This is a genomic window from Fontibacillus phaseoli (assembly GCF_003337355.1).
Lineage (GTDB): Bacteria > Bacillota > Bacilli > Paenibacillales > Paenibacillaceae > Fontibacillus > Fontibacillus phaseoli.
In genome coordinates, this window is sequence record NZ_QPJW01000001.1 from 930862 (window position 1) to 944459 (window position 13598).

14 protein-coding genes and 1 pseudogene are annotated in these 13598 nt (G+C 49.0%); 12 read left to right on the forward strand and 3 right to left on the reverse strand.

The features are described 5' to 3' along the window. Positions 1 to 27 precede the first annotated feature (27 nt). The 12 genes from DFP94_RS04635 to DFP94_RS04690 all read left to right on the forward strand — a co-directional run bounded on the left by DFP94_RS04635 (position 28) and on the right by DFP94_RS04690 (position 11349). Positions 28 to 1047: a uroporphyrinogen decarboxylase family protein gene (locus tag DFP94_RS04635; protein ID WP_114495234.1), complete on the forward strand. Its 1020-nt coding sequence runs from the start codon at positions 28 to 30 to the stop codon at positions 1045 to 1047. Between the two features lie 11 nt (positions 1048 to 1058). Further along, on the forward strand, positions 1059 to 1889 hold the full coding sequence (locus DFP94_RS04640; protein ID WP_114495235.1) for a MetQ/NlpA family ABC transporter substrate-binding protein: 831 nt from the start codon (positions 1059 to 1061) through the stop codon (positions 1887 to 1889). 18 nt (positions 1890 to 1907) lie between these two features. Continuing rightward, positions 1908 to 2717, forward strand: coding sequence for a pyrroline-5-carboxylate reductase (gene proC, locus DFP94_RS04645; protein WP_114495236.1), 810 nt, complete (start codon positions 1908 to 1910; stop codon positions 2715 to 2717). Continuing rightward, positions 2717 to 3499, forward strand: a complete 783-nt coding sequence (locus tag DFP94_RS04650) for a VOC family protein (protein WP_114495237.1) — start codon at positions 2717 to 2719, stop codon at positions 3497 to 3499. Before proC (DFP94_RS04645) ends, DFP94_RS04650 begins: the two co-directional genes overlap by 1 nt. A gap of 140 nt (positions 3500 to 3639) precedes the next feature. After that, complete coding sequence (locus DFP94_RS04655) at positions 3640 to 4323, forward strand: hypothetical protein (RefSeq protein ID WP_114495238.1); 684 nt, start codon at positions 3640 to 3642, stop codon at positions 4321 to 4323. Between the two features lie 68 nt (positions 4324 to 4391). Then, positions 4392 to 5066 carry an NAD(P)H-dependent oxidoreductase gene (locus tag DFP94_RS04660; protein ID WP_114495239.1) on the forward strand — a complete coding sequence of 225 codons (675 nt, stop codon included), beginning with the start codon at positions 4392 to 4394 and terminating at the stop codon, positions 5064 to 5066. 143 nt (positions 5067 to 5209) lie between these two features. Further along, positions 5210 to 5911, forward strand: a complete 702-nt coding sequence (locus tag DFP94_RS04665; protein WP_114495240.1) for a response regulator transcription factor — start codon at positions 5210 to 5212, stop codon at positions 5909 to 5911. Beyond that, on the forward strand, positions 5908 to 6909 hold the full coding sequence (locus DFP94_RS04670; protein ID WP_114495241.1) for a sensor histidine kinase: 1002 nt from the start codon (positions 5908 to 5910) through the stop codon (positions 6907 to 6909). The genes DFP94_RS04665 and DFP94_RS04670 overlap by 4 nt, the downstream gene beginning before the upstream one ends. 80 nt (positions 6910 to 6989) lie before the next feature. Continuing rightward, positions 6990 to 7760, forward strand: coding sequence for an ABC transporter ATP-binding protein (locus DFP94_RS04675; protein WP_114495242.1), 771 nt, complete (start codon positions 6990 to 6992; stop codon positions 7758 to 7760). A 4-nt stretch (positions 7761 to 7764) separates the two neighbouring features. Further along, complete coding sequence (locus DFP94_RS04680) at positions 7765 to 9693, forward strand: ABC transporter permease (RefSeq protein WP_342768212.1); 1929 nt, start codon at positions 7765 to 7767, stop codon at positions 9691 to 9693. 30 nt (positions 9694 to 9723) lie between these two features. Further along, positions 9724 to 10332: a DedA family protein gene (locus DFP94_RS04685; RefSeq protein WP_114495244.1), complete on the forward strand. Its 609-nt coding sequence runs from the start codon at positions 9724 to 9726 to the stop codon at positions 10330 to 10332. 102 nt (positions 10333 to 10434) lie between these two features. After that, entirely contained in the window at positions 10435 to 11349 is a 915-nt protein-coding gene (locus DFP94_RS04690) for an undecaprenyl-diphosphate phosphatase (protein WP_114495245.1), read from the forward strand. Positions 11350 to 11566: 217 nt separating this feature from the next. Here the strand turns inward: DFP94_RS04690 and DFP94_RS04695 are convergent. The 3 genes and pseudogenes from DFP94_RS04695 to proC (DFP94_RS04705) all read right to left on the reverse strand — a co-directional run. Continuing rightward, a pseudogene (locus DFP94_RS04695) lies at positions 11567 to 11778 on the reverse strand (aminomethyl-transferring glycine dehydrogenase subunit GcvPB); the annotation flags it as partial. A gap of 157 nt (positions 11779 to 11935) precedes the next feature. Next, positions 11936 to 12598: a methylthioribulose 1-phosphate dehydratase gene (gene mtnB, locus DFP94_RS04700; protein WP_114495246.1), complete on the reverse strand. Its 663-nt coding sequence runs from the start codon at positions 12596 to 12598 to the stop codon at positions 11936 to 11938. Between the two features lie 136 nt (positions 12599 to 12734). Further along, positions 12735 to 13595, reverse strand: a complete 861-nt coding sequence (proC, locus tag DFP94_RS04705; protein WP_114495247.1) for a pyrroline-5-carboxylate reductase — start codon at positions 13593 to 13595, stop codon at positions 12735 to 12737. Positions 13596 to 13598: the final 3 nt, after the last annotated feature.

The window sequence follows — 13598 nt, forward strand, 5'->3', positions numbered from 1 at the left end:
ATTACTAACACAAGGAGGGATCGACAGATGAGTGAATGGAGTAAGCAAGATCGATTTAATGCCCTATTATCCGGAGAACGTGCGGATCGTCATATTGTCAGCGGATGGCGTCATTTTATCGACAAGGAACAAAATGATGAAGATTTGGCGGCAACAACGATTTCTTTTACGAAAAAATATGATTGGGATTGGGTCAAAATCAACCCAAGAGCGACCTACTTGGCTGAAGCCTGGGGAAATCAGTATGACTTTACGGATTATCAGACCGTATTTCCTAGGCAGAAAACGACGGTTGTTCCTGTAGCCGACAATCTTTGGGATCTCGAAGTGAAAAAGGCAACCCAAACCGCATCCTTGCAGGAGCATTTGGAGGCGGTTAGGAAAATCCGCCAAGGGTTACCGGACACTCCGTTAATCCAAACGGTATTTTCGCCATTAACGGTGTTGCTGTTTATCGTAGGGCGTTCGGCTTATGTAACAAAAACCGTGTTCGGCATCGAGCAACCCGTTACTTTGGATTCGTTGTTTAAAGAACATAGAGCGGCGGCCCACCATGCGTTGCATGCGATTTCGCTAACCTTGGCCGATTATGTGCAAGAGTTGCAGAAAGCGGGTTCGGATGGTTTGTTCTATGCGGTGACGGGTACGGCGCATCCCGGATTATTTGATGAAGCGATGTTTGATGAGCTGTCCAGACCTTATGATTCTATTGTTTTGGAGGCCGCTAGCTACGGGAAAAACATCCTTCATACTTGCGGTGCCCATGCGCAGCCCGAGAAATTCAACGATTATCGGATTGACGGGATCAGTTGGGATACTATAGCCGAAGGAAATCCGGGGTTGGAAGCAAATCTCAAAGCTACTAAAGTAGGCGGGATTGATCATGGATTGTTTGCCGTAAACGACATTGGACAAATTCGCAAGCAAGCTAAAGAAGCTTTGACCTTAATGAAAGACCAGCCCTTTATCCTCTCGCCAAATTGTGCAATTCCGTTAAATGTAACGGATGAGGCATTGGAACAATTAAAAAGATCGATATTTGAATAGGAGATGAGTGTATGAAAAAGTTCATGTTAGTGATGTTGATAGGTGTTTTGGCGGTGTTGACGGCTTGCGGCAATAAGCAAGCCGATAATGCTGGAGACAAGAAAAAAATCACAGTTGGATTTGGTGTCGGTACCTACGAGGAACAATTCCGTCAATCGATTCTGCCGATCCTGGAGAAACAAGGCTATACCGTTGATATTAAAACCTTCTCGCAAAACATGCAGGTCAATCCGGCAATGAAGGAAGGCTCCATTGACGCAAGTATCTTTCAAAGTACGGCCTACATGGAGGCCATTAATGAAGAAATTAATGCGGATATGACTGGAATTGCATATGTGCCAGGTGCCCCGCAAGGTCTTTATTCCGTAAATCATACGACTCTTGATGATGTCAAAGACGGTACGACGGTGGCTGTTCCCAACGATCCGGTGAACCAGGAGCGTGCACTTCGTATTCTGGAAGAATTGGGCTGGATCAAAATTAAAGAAGGAGCAGGGGTAGCGGATTTCAACATTAACAGTATGGAGCCGGATAAGTTCAATATCGATATTAAAGTGCTGGACCCCGCTCAAATTCTGGTCTCCCTTCAAGACGTAGATTATGGTGTTGTAAACGGTAATTACATTGCGAATTCACCGGACAGAAAGATTACGGATGCTCTTAAAATCGAAAATACGCCAATGCAGCACAGAATCATCGTATCGGTTAACAAAAAGGATGAAAATTCCCAGTGGGCCAAAGACTTGAAGGCTGCGTATGAATCCAAAGAGTTTGAGGAATATATCCTTGGTCTGGAAAAGTATGACGGTTTCATTCTGCCGGAAGCATGGAAGAACAATTAAGTAAGGAAGTGAGCGCAAGTGACACAGAAAAAGATTCATTTTATTGGCGGAGGACAGATGGCGGAAGCGATCATCCGCGCAAGCATTGCCAAGGGTACCCTATCTGCAGATCAAATCAGCGTATCGGATATTAACGAAGCACGTCTTCAGTTGTTGAAGGCAAAGTACAGCGTAAATACAGAAAGTTCGCAAGAGCAAGGTCTTTCTGCGGCAGAATTGATCGTGATTGCAGTTCGTCCGCAGGATGATTTGAATGCACTCGGACAAATCGTACAACAATTCGCTTCACCTACTGCCACAGTCGTGTCGATTGTGGCGGGGGTAACGATTGAGAAGTTAGGCGGTTATTTTGGAACGGAGCGCCCGATTACCCGGGTCATTCCCAATACATTAACCGATACGGGTTACGGATATAGCGGCGTCGCCTTAAATGCCTACGTCATTCGTGATCAAGTAGAGGATTTCCTGCTCGGGTTCGGCAAAGTGCAGTATCTGGAGGAGTCGTACATCGATATCTTCACCGGGTTCGGTGTGGCCGGGCCTAACTATATCTATTATTTCATTGAATCATTCGTGGATGCCGGTGTCCTTGCCGGACTGCCGCGGGAACAGGCATGGAAGGTAGCGTTGGAGAATATGATGGGGGCGGTAATGATGCTGCAGCAAACCGGCCTGCACCCAAGACAGCTGCTCGATATTAACAATTCACCCGGCGGTGTCGGCATGCATGGGTTATACGAACTGAACAACAGCGACTTCGCGGCCGGACTGCAGAGAAGCGTATTGGCAGCCGTAAAGCGGACTACCGAGCTGGGAGTGAAGGAATAATGGCCATCATGAAATGGGATCATTTGGTTCATTATGTCAATGATCTGGATAAACCGGTTGAGATCTTCGGAGATCATGGTTTGGTTGCTTTTAAGGGGGGTTCTCATAAGGATTGGGGAACCTATAATGCCTTAAGTTATTTTGGGCTAACCTATATCGAGTTTCTCGGTATTGAGAATCTGGAGTTAGCGAAGGCAACCGAGCACAATGTCGTTGTGAGGGATGCGGTTAAAGTTCTTCCGGGTCATGAAGTCTTGAGCAGGGTTGTGATCCGGACCGATGATATTGAAGAAACCGCTGCTTCCTTGAAGTCGGCAGGTTTATCATTATCTCCTATCATCGATGGCCGCCGTCTGGATAACGAGGGCAGATTAATAGAGTGGCGGATGATGACCATTGATGGCGACTTTCAAGGGCTGGTCTATCCGTTTGTCATTCAATGGAACGGGACGGATGAAGAGAGACTGGAACGGTTAACCGCATCCGGAGTCATTCAATCCCATCCTGCGGGTCAAGCCGAAATCAAGAAGGCGATATTCCGCGTCTCCGATCCTGCAGCTGCCGCCGAACATTGGGGAGAGTGTTTTGGACTGCCGATTGCACAGTCGGAAGGTAACGACACCTTCACCCTTAAGATTGGAGATCAGTCTTTTGATTTCGTGCAAGGGGATGAGAATCAATTCAAACAAGTCGTTTTTGAAACGGATTCCATCGGATTACAAGGAAAGAGTATTCATATTGGTGCGGGGGAGTATGTTTTTATTGAAAAAGCAACCCCGTAAAGGGATATCCTTGGTCTGAAAATAGGCTTGTTATCGTCAAATGCGATAACAAGCCTATTTTCATATTCTCCCATGTAGCGGAAATATAGTGTATTCTGGGATTAGGAAAACCGGAGAGAAATTTTGGGAAAGGTGGTACTATGAAGAAAATCCCGTTAGGTATTGCAGTATTGGCATTTGTGGTGCTTGTAGGTTGTTCACAGAAAGAAAATCATTTAACAGAAAAATCTATATCCAATATAGAAGCTTCTGCTGATTTGCCCGAGAAATCAGCAGCAGAGATATTACGCGATCTAGCTAACCAAGAGTTTTCAATCCAAGCAGATCAGATAAGTGAAGATGATTATAGTTCTATGGAGGCCTTCGGAAAAGCCTTCGTAAATCTTTATACCGGAGCTGTTGCAACTCAGGAACGAGTATCGTTTGAAAACTACATCTCTAATGAAAATCTCCTTCAATTCACTAATAAAATGTTGGAGTTGGAACAACAGCAGGACTTGATGGGGGCCAATGGCGTGATTTTCGGCCTGAGCAATGAGTTTAAGGAAGCAGAGTTCAAGAGGTTGGATAACAATACTTACCATCTGCAATTATCTTTTTTAAACCAGGGGTCCGGAATGAGCTGTAAGCTGTTAGTTCGATCTGTTAATAAGTCATTACAAATAGTAGATTTGTATTTCGGAAACAAAGACGGTGTAGACACGATGGCAACGGGTCATCCTGCGGCAAGAAGCCTTGATAATCCTAAATTGTGGGATGACCGGGAATGGGTTGACGGTGTAATGGAGAAGCTTGGGCAATATGAAACCGAACTGAGCTCTTGAGCATGTAATGTGATAATATAGCTGATAAAGTGTAATTAGCGACAATTATAACGAAGGAGTTTTATATAATGGATCAAGAAATTAAGAAAAATGAGATTCTATCGGCATTTCATTTTAGACATGCGACTAAAGATTTTGATCCCGATAAGAAAATAAGTGCCGCCGACTTTGAGTACATATTAGAGACGGGCCGTTTGTCTCCAAGCTCGTATGGCTTTGAACCATGGAAGTTTGTTATTGTACAAAATAAGGACGTACGTTCCAAGCTTGCGGAGTATGCATCAGGAGCGAGAAAGCAATTACTGTCAGCCAGTCATTTTATGATTATTTTGACGAGAATACCGAAGGATATGGTCGCCAGTTCGGACTATATTGAGGTCATGTTGGAGCATGTCCAGAAGCTGCCACCCGAAACTTTACAGGCGAAGCGGACTAACTATGACCATTTTTTGAAAACGAGTTTTGCAATCGAAGATGATCCTAGAGTAATGTTCGAATGGGCCTGCCGTCAAACTTATATTGCACTAGGTAACATGATGACTGCGGCCGCTCTAATTGGTATTGATTCTTGCCCCATGGAAGGATTCAACAGAGCGAAGATCAATGAACTGTTAGCTGCGGAGGGGATTATGGACCCTGAACATTTTGGCGTTTCCGTTATGGCTGCTTTTGGCTATCGCTTATATAACCCATCCGAGAAGACGCGTCGATGTGCACAGGAAGTGGTTGAATGGTTGGAATAGATAGACTTTTTTAAATAGAAGAAGAGATAGGGAGGGCTGCACTGGCTGCGGTGCCTCTCTATTTCCTTTTTGGGGTCTATTTTTGTTACAATGCTGTCAGGGTTAAGGTTCAAGTAAAGGTTATTCTTAAAGGAGAATATCATATGTTCAAAATATTTATCGTCGAAGACGATCATCAGCTTGCCATGCTGTTACAGGAATATTTGCAAAGATTCGGCTATAGTACGCATGCCGTACAAGACTTTGATCAAGTGAAGCGGGAGTTCGAAGCGGCAGCCCCGCATCTGGTATTGCTTGACGTGAATTTGCCGAAATACGACGGGTATTACTGGTGCAGGCAGATCCGTAACGTCTCCACATGTCCCATCCTGTTTATCTCGGCCCGCGAAGGGAAGATGGACCAGGTCATGGCGCTGGAAAACGGCGGAGATGATTATATAACGAAACCGTTTGATTATGATATCGTGATCGCGAAAATCATGAGTCATTTGCGCAGGGCGTACGGGACTTATGCCGTTGCCGGCGGGGAACGGGGCGTGAATTTCGATGGGTTAAGGTTGGATAAAGACCGCCTTTATCTAAGCTTGAACGATGAAAAAGTGGAGCTCAGCCTGACCGAAGTGAAAATGCTGGAGGAACTGATGCAACGGGGAGAACAGATCGTCAGCCGCGACCGTCTGCTGGAAAAAATATGGGATGACCAGACTTTTGTGGACGACAATACGTTGAATGTGTATGTGACCCGAGTGCGCAAAAAGCTGTCCGCTTTGGGCATCGATGATGCGCTTCTGACCGTGCGTGGACAAGGCTACCGGCTCGTCTCCCGTTGGGAGGAGAAACAATGAAGCTGTTTCTGAAAGATCAGCGGCCGCTATTTACGGTTTATATCCTCCAGCTACTGACCGTTTCGGGGGTATACTGGCTGGACGGCTACCGCAACATGGCCATGGTGCTTTATGCCGCGCTGCTTAGTGGATGCCTGCTGGCGGTGTATCTCGTATTCCGCTACTTGACGAACCGGTCGTTTTACCGCTGCCTGGAACAGGGCGAAGGGTTGGACGCTTTTAAAGAGGTGTCGCCTCAAACCCCGCTGTCCGAGTCATTGCACCAATTCTTGAAAAAACAATACCGCCATTATGTATCCGAATTGAACCGGCAGCAACATAAAATCAATCACCATCTTCAGTTTATCACCCAATGGGTCCATCAAATGAAGACGCCGGTTGCCGTCATTCATCTTATGGTTCAGGATAGCGACGACTCACGCTCAACGGCTATAGGCGATGAGGTGGACCGGCTTCGCAAAGGGCTGGATCTGGTGCTATATACCGCCAGGCTGGACTCCTTTTCACATGATTTCGTTGTGGAGAAACTGGATATGGAGTGTCTTGTACGCGCGGCCGTGTCGGCGCAGAAGCGACTGTTTATCCGCAGCAAAGTGTTTCCGCAATTGGATTTTGCTCAGGAGCCGATAATCATTGCGACCGATGAGAAATGGCTGACTTTTGTGCTCACGCAGATTTTGACGAATGCGGTCAGGTATACCGCAAAAGAACCGGGGACCATAACGATCCGCGGCTTCCGGCGGGAAGAAGAGGCTGTTCTGGAAATCCGGGACGAAGGCGTGGGCATACCGGACAGCGATTTGCCGCGCGTGTTTGATGCCTATTTTACAGGTGAGAACGGGAGAAACTTTAGAGAATCAACGGGGATGGGCCTGCATCTCGTAAAACAGATTTGCGATCAACTGGGCCACCGGGTGGAACTGGAATCCGTCGTCCATCAAGGTACGCTCGTCAGGTTCGTCTTCCATACGGAACATAGCCACCTTACAAAGGAGTAAGGTGTTTGTAAGATTGATCCATAGTTTGCTTGTTTAAGACACCGGTATAATGAGAACATCACCGACAAGGAGGTGCACCTGTGGCTGTTTTGGAGGTCCGGGAGTTATCCAAAATCTATGAAGGAACGATATCGACAAGGGCGCTGGATAATGTGAGTTTTGCCCTGGAGCAAGGGGAATTCGTCGGGATTATGGGTCCGTCGGGAAGCGGAAAAACGACATTGCTAAACGTGATCGCGACGATCGATGAGCCTACATCGGGCCTTGTAAGGATTGGGGGGCACAATCCGCATGGGCTGGACAGAGAAGAAATGGCGCTGTTCCGGAGACGTGAGCTGGGCTTCATTTTTCAGCATTTTAACCTGCTCGATACCTTGACGGTCGAAGAAAATATCGTCCTTCCTTTAACCCTGGACGGTGCACCCGTCGCGGATATGAAGAACAGTTCTCTTGAGATGGTGCGTAGATTGGGTATCGAGTCTGTGATCAAAAAATATCCTCAGGAAATATCCGGAGGACAGATGCAACGGACCGCGATCGCCCGGGCCATGATCCACCATCCCTCGCTGGTGCTGGCGGACGAACCGACCGGGAATCTCGATTCCAAAGCATCCAAAGACGTCATGGAGGCCTTTGGCATGATGAACCGTGAAGAGCGGACTACCATTCTGATGGTCACGCACGACGCCTTCGCCGCGAGCTTTTGCCACCGCGTACTTTTTATTAAAGACGGTAGGTTGTATAACGAGATTTACCGCGGGGAGAACCGGCAGGCCTTCTTTCAAAAAATCATCGATATGATGTCGCTGCTGGGAGGAGAGACCGATCACCTTTCGTCAATTCGCCTTTAGCCATGTGTTGCGCAACAAACGCACCTATGCCGCTTATTTTCTGAGTAGCGCCTTCTCGGTCATGGTCTTCTTCGTGTGTGCCCTGTTCCTGTTTCATCCGGACTTGAAAGCCCAGGTGGCGTGGAATTCCGCATTGTTGGTATTGGCGCAAGCGGAAGTGATCATGTTTCTATTTTGCTTTTTGTTCGTGCTTTATTCCGTCGGCTCGTTTCTGCGTTCGCGCAAGCGAGAGTTCGGAATCCTGCTGATGCACGGGATGACGGTGAGACAGCTGCGCAAGATGGTGTTCATGGAAAATATGCTGGTCGCGGCGGGATCGCTCGGAACCGGCATCCTTGCCGGATTATTAACCGCCAAGCTGTTTCTGCTGGCCGGGTCCAATTTGCTGGGTATCAATCCGCTCTCTTTTCACGTTTCGCTCTATAGCCTGCTGCTGACGATCCTGTCTTTCCTGATGCTCTTTCTCGTCATCTCGCTCTGTACGACGATGCTGCTCGGTTCTACCCGACTGATCGATCTGTTCCAATCGGGAATCAAGCGGGATGTCAAACCGAAATTTTCGAAGGTGTTGGCTCTGCTTGCAGGCGTCTTGCTTCTGGTCAGTTATGCGCTGGCGGCGACGGCGACGGCCTCCACCGTGAAGGTTCGGATGCTGCCGGTGACCGCGATGACGATCGTGGGGACGTATCTGTTTTTTACCCAGGCCAGCGTGGCTTTGCTCGGGCTCATGAAAAAAAATCTTGCCCGGTATTGGAAGAAAAGCAATCTGGTACTGGTATCCAACCTGGCTTACCGGATGAAGGATAATGCGAGAATGTTCTTTCTCGTTACGATTATAACGACGATCACGTTTTGCGCCGTGGGGGTATTTGCGTCCATCAACCGGTTGTCCGGTGACTTTGCCTTGGATCATCCTGCTCAAATCGGCTATGTTTCCAAGGAAGACGGAAGTCTGGAGAAGAAACACCTGGAGGAAATTTCGGGAGAATTGACTGCCAGGGGAGCTTCTTATCGTACGGAAAAGATAGATTTGGTCTATGTCCGCGTGTTGTCGTCTTCGCTTGCTTCTGGGCCGGAGTGGCTCCCGGTGATCTCTTTTTCCGATTATAGCCGTGCCTTGTCGGCTGCGGGGTACTCCGTCAGCGAGCAGTCACCGGCAGAGGATGAGGCTCTCGTGCTGATGAGCTCGCACCGGGAAAAATTGCTTCTTCAGGAAAGGAAACCGGCGAGTTATCGATTAGGGGAGGGCGGCCTCTTGCTGCATGAAATCGGGATCACCGGGCGGGTGTCCATTGCCGACCATCTGACGCCGGAACTCGGGAATCAGCGGGAGGGAGTCTTCTCCGGGCTCGTCGTAAACGACGCCGTGAAAGAACGGCTGCGGATGGATGACGATTCCTCCAAAGTTGAACGCTATACGGCTTATTACACCGATAGCATGGAATCGACCGAGGGGATCGCATCCCGCTTGACGGAGAACGGAAGAATGGATTATGAACGGGGGAAGCCGTATGCCATGACGGTGAGCGGAACCTTGTTCGAGGTCCAGCGAACGACGTTTGGAGCGCTTTTGTTTTTTGCTCTGCTGGTAGGCACCGTATTCTTCATCGCCGCAGGAAGCTTCCTCTATTTCCGTTTATATAGCGACCTGGACTATGATCGCAGGCAGTACCTGGCCCTAACCAAGATCGGAATGACGCGGAAGGAGATGGAAAAGATGGTGTCCCGCCAGTTGGGCCTGCTGTTTTTTCTACCGGTCGGTGTAGCCATGGTGCACAGCTTGTTTGCTTTTATCGCGCTGCAACGGTATGTGTATATATCAATTGCTTGGGAAGCAGCGGCGATCCTGGCCAGCTTTTGCCTCGTGCAGGTCATCTATTTCTGGTTCATCCGCGCCCGCTATTTGCGCAATTTACAAAAAGTACATCCCTAATTGGAATCATTAACATGCTGGAGGTTACCCGTGGAAAATTGGATAACGAATATTATGGAACAGTTCGGCTATGCCGGAATTTTACTTCTGATCGCGCTTGAAAATGTATTTCCTCCGATCCCGTCGGAAGTGATCCTGACTTTCGGCGGATTTATGACCACCTATTCCAGCTTGACAGTGACCGGGGTCGTCATCGCGGCTACGGTCGGATCCGTACTCGGTGCGGTGATCTTGTATGGGGCCGGGTATTTGATCAACGTGGACCGCCTGGAGGGCTGGATCGACAAATACGGCCGCTTTTTGCGCCTCAAAAAAGAGGATATCCGCCGGGCGGATGCCTGGTTTGATAAGTACGGCTACTGGACGGTGCTATTTTGCCGGATGATCCCGCTCATTCGCAGTTTAATTTCGATTCCGGCGGGCATCTCGAAAATGAAATTCGGTTTGTTCCTGTTATATACGACGATCGGTACCTTGATCTGGAATATCGTGCTCGTCTCCGTAGGCGCTGCGGTAGGCGGATCGTGGGAGAAAATCGTCGAGTTTATGGATGTTTATTCGAACATCGCCTATGCGTTAATCGCCGTTTGCGGTCTCGGGGGAATCTATCTGTTTTTGCGAAAAAGAAAGAGAGCTTAGGTCGAAGCCCGATGGTTACTATTATGGGGGGAATTTGGTGGGACGAGAAATGTCAAATGGGAAGTCTGAAGTGAATTAAGTGGAAGATGGAGAGATTAACGAATGGACATTATTGCTATAATCAAAGCGATTATTCTCGGCTTGGTGGAAGGAATGACCGAATTTGCTCCGGTCTCATCGACCGGGCACATGATTATTGTGGACGATATGTGGTTGAAGACAGAGCAACTGTTTGCTTCGAGGTATGTGGCCAATACGTTTAAGGTTGTCGTACAATTGGGCTCCATACTTGCCGTATTGGTCGTGTTTAAAGACCGTTTCATCGATTTGCTGGGATTGTCCCGGTTTAGAGGACAGGGGAAGCAAGCCGATGGCATCGGCCTTGGAGGGAATGCGGAAGTCGCGGTCCGCGAAGGGAACGGTGGTGTCGGTGCTATAGCTAATCGAGGTCCCAGACTGAAACTGGCGCAAGTGATCGTCGGATTGATTCCGGCCGGGATATTGGGCGTTCTGCTGGAGGACGTAATCGATGAATATCTGTTCTCCACGGCCACCGTGCTGATCGGACTTGTTGTCGGAGCCCTGCTGATGATCGCGGCGGATCGTTTCGGTCCCAAGCAGCCAAAGATAGAAACCGTAGATCAAATCACGTACAAACAAGCTTTTGCCGTAGGTTTGTTCCAATGCTTCTCGATTTGGCCGGGTTTCTCGCGATCCGGGTCGACGATATCCGGCGGGGTGCTGCTAGGGTTAAGCCACCGGGCGGCTGCGGATTTTACATTCATTATGGCCGTTCCGATCATGGCCGGGGCCAGCATGTTGTCGCTGCTTAAAAACTGGCAATACTTCACGCTGGACGCGCTGCCTTTCTTCATCGCAGGATTTATTAGCGCCTTTGTCTTTGCCCTACTGTCGATTCGCTTCTTTCTGAAGTTGATCAACCGGATCAAGTTGGTGCCGTTCGCGGTGTATCGGATACTCCTGGCGGCGGTGATCGGGGTGCTTTACTTCTGGTGAGGCTGGCTTATCGTTGGTGCTAATGATCATCAATTTAACTGGAAAACCTCCAGCTAATTTTCAGCAAGTAAGCTATTTTCGTAAATTAACTGGAAAACCTCCAGTTAATTGAGCCATAAAAGGCCTGTTACGGGGAATAGCGGCTGAATAGATGGAGGTTTTCCAGTTATTTTTTTATGAATAGTCAAAATGGTGAAATTAACTGGAGAAAATCCAGTTAATATCCGCACGAGCAGTTCAGCACCGGCTTTCTGGCGGCCCCGGTTTCGTCGAGACGGGTGACCGGCGAGTTGTATGGGGCATTCAGCAGCCGATCCGGATTGTTTTTTGGCTTCTTCGGCAATGAAGATCATCGTGCCGATAAATTCGTCGATCGTTTTCTTGCTTTCGGTTTCCGTCCGGCTCGATCATCGTGCATTCCGCTACGTTGCCCGTCATAATACAGCAGTAATCCGGCAGTGTGCACAATTCAGAAATCTCCGCAAAATAAAACCGTTTGTCCATCCCGAAATATCGGCGGGACAACGCCGTATAATGTTGTTTGCATTCGCCAGTTACAGGCGGGAAATGTAATTAACAAAAACCCTTACCCCTTCTTCGCGGGGCCGGGCGGAAGCAGCAAGCTGCGGTACAGCACCTCGAAAATAAATTCGAACGATTCCAGATGGCGTTTCGCTTCAAGGGCGTTTTTTCCCCATGCATAGATGCCATGATTCCGCAGGAGAATACCGGGAACCTCGGGTTTCAGCGAGCCGGAAATCAGTTTGGCGATCTTAGAAATATCCCTGTAATTCGGCAACACCGGAATTTGGATAGAGTCATCGTCTTCCCAGATACCGAGGTCTTTGATCAGTTCGATGCCCTTGGCCGGAACAGCTCCTTGGTCGCCGTAATATTCGCTGAGCATGGTGTTATAAACGGTATGCACATGAAAAATGGCGCCGCAGCCGGTCACACGGTAGATTTTGGCATGAATCATCGTCTCCGGGCTCGGCTTGAGATTCGTCGTTTCACACGGCTCGCCGTTGGTGTCAACAAACAGGAAGTCCTCGTGATTACCTATGGACCTGTCTTTGCCACTGGCGGCGATGGCGAAATGAAACCGGTCCGGCGAGAAGCCTCCAACCCGCAGGGACAAATTACCGCTGGTGCCGGGGAACCAGCCGCGTGCCGCGAAATCGGCTGTTATGCTGCGGAGTTCGCTCAGCGCGGCCTGTTTATCCTCCGAAGAAATGGCTGAAAAGTTCATTTACTGTTCTCCTTCCCAAGGGGCAAAATTGGTCCTGATCTCGGTAGAAGTTTCAATAGGAGTAAGCGGAATGCCCGGTTCGCGGCATTTTGGGTCAGACACAGTATCTATCTTAACCAGGTCACCGTTCAGTAACTTATAACAGCGACTCTCTTACCGATTCGCCCATTTCGCGGGAGCGTTCGGCGCAGCGGTGAACGGCGGCTTTGACGGTTTCGGTAAATCCCTTATCGGCTAGCACTTCGAGCGCTGCCTGGGTCGATCCGTTAGGGGATGTGATATCTTTGCGAAGTTTGGCCGGATCTTCCCCGGTTTCTTTCATCATGGAAGCCGCGCCGAGCACGGTCTGAACCGTCAGGTCGCGCGCTTGTTCCGGCGAAAGTCCGCCTTCGATTCCGGCGGCGATCATAGCTTCCATCATATAATAAATATAAGCCGGACCGCTGCCGGATACGCCGGTCAAAATCTCCTGCTTGTCTTCATCGATGACCGCGACGGAACCGACGGCTTCGAAGATGGACAACGCGGCTTGACGCTGCCGGGCATCTGCTTCCGGGGAAAAGGAAATCCCGGTTGCACCCAGGCCGATCGAAGAGGAGGTGTTGGGCATGGTTCTGGCAATAGGTTGTTTACGACCGAGCAGATGTTGAATGGTGCTAATGGATAACCCTGCGATCAACGAGACGATGAGTTGATGTTCGGATAGCAGCGGGCGCAGTTGGCCGATGGCTTCCCCGGCATCTTTCGGTTTCATCGCCAGAATGATGATGGATGCGCCGCGCAGCAGCTCATTTTTTGCTGCCGGATCTTGGCCGGTTACTACACCGTAACGGTTAGTCAAATATTCCAGATGTTCCCGGTTGCTGCGGTTGATCATAGAAATTTGTCCGGGATTAACGACAGAACGATGAATCATGCCCCGTACGATTGCTTCTGCCATAGAACCGGCCCCGTAAAACGCAATATGCTCCTCGCTGGCTGTTTGCGGAAAATTCATAGG

Bases quoted from the DNA above. Each gene is read 5' to 3' on its own strand.
- DFP94_RS04635 (WP_114495234.1), top strand. From the start codon at position 28: ATGAGTGAATGGAGTAAGCAAGATCGATTTAATGCCCTATTATCCGGA.
- DFP94_RS04640 (WP_114495235.1), top strand. From the start codon at position 1,059: ATGAAAAAGTTCATGTTAGTGATGTTGATAGGTGTTTTGGCGGTGTTG.
- DFP94_RS04650 (WP_114495237.1), top strand. From the start codon at position 2,717: ATGGCCATCATGAAATGGGATCATTTGGTTCATTATGTCAATGATCTG.
- DFP94_RS04655 (WP_114495238.1), top strand. From the start codon at position 3,640: ATGAAGAAAATCCCGTTAGGTATTGCAGTATTGGCATTTGTGGTGCTT.
- DFP94_RS04660 (WP_114495239.1), top strand. From the start codon at position 4,392: ATGGATCAAGAAATTAAGAAAAATGAGATTCTATCGGCATTTCATTTT.
- DFP94_RS04665 (WP_114495240.1), top strand. From the start codon at position 5,210: ATGTTCAAAATATTTATCGTCGAAGACGATCATCAGCTTGCCATGCTG.
- DFP94_RS04670 (WP_114495241.1), top strand. From the start codon at position 5,908: ATGAAGCTGTTTCTGAAAGATCAGCGGCCGCTATTTACGGTTTATATC.
- DFP94_RS04690 (WP_114495245.1), top strand. From the start codon at position 10,435: ATGGACATTATTGCTATAATCAAAGCGATTATTCTCGGCTTGGTGGAA.
- mtnB (WP_114495246.1), bottom strand. From the start codon at position 12,598: ATGAACTTTTCAGCCATTTCTTCGGAGGATAAACAGGCCGCGCTGAGC.
- proC (WP_114495247.1), bottom strand. From the start codon at position 13,595: ATGAATTTTCCGCAAACAGCCAGCGAGGAGCATATTGCGTTTTACGGG.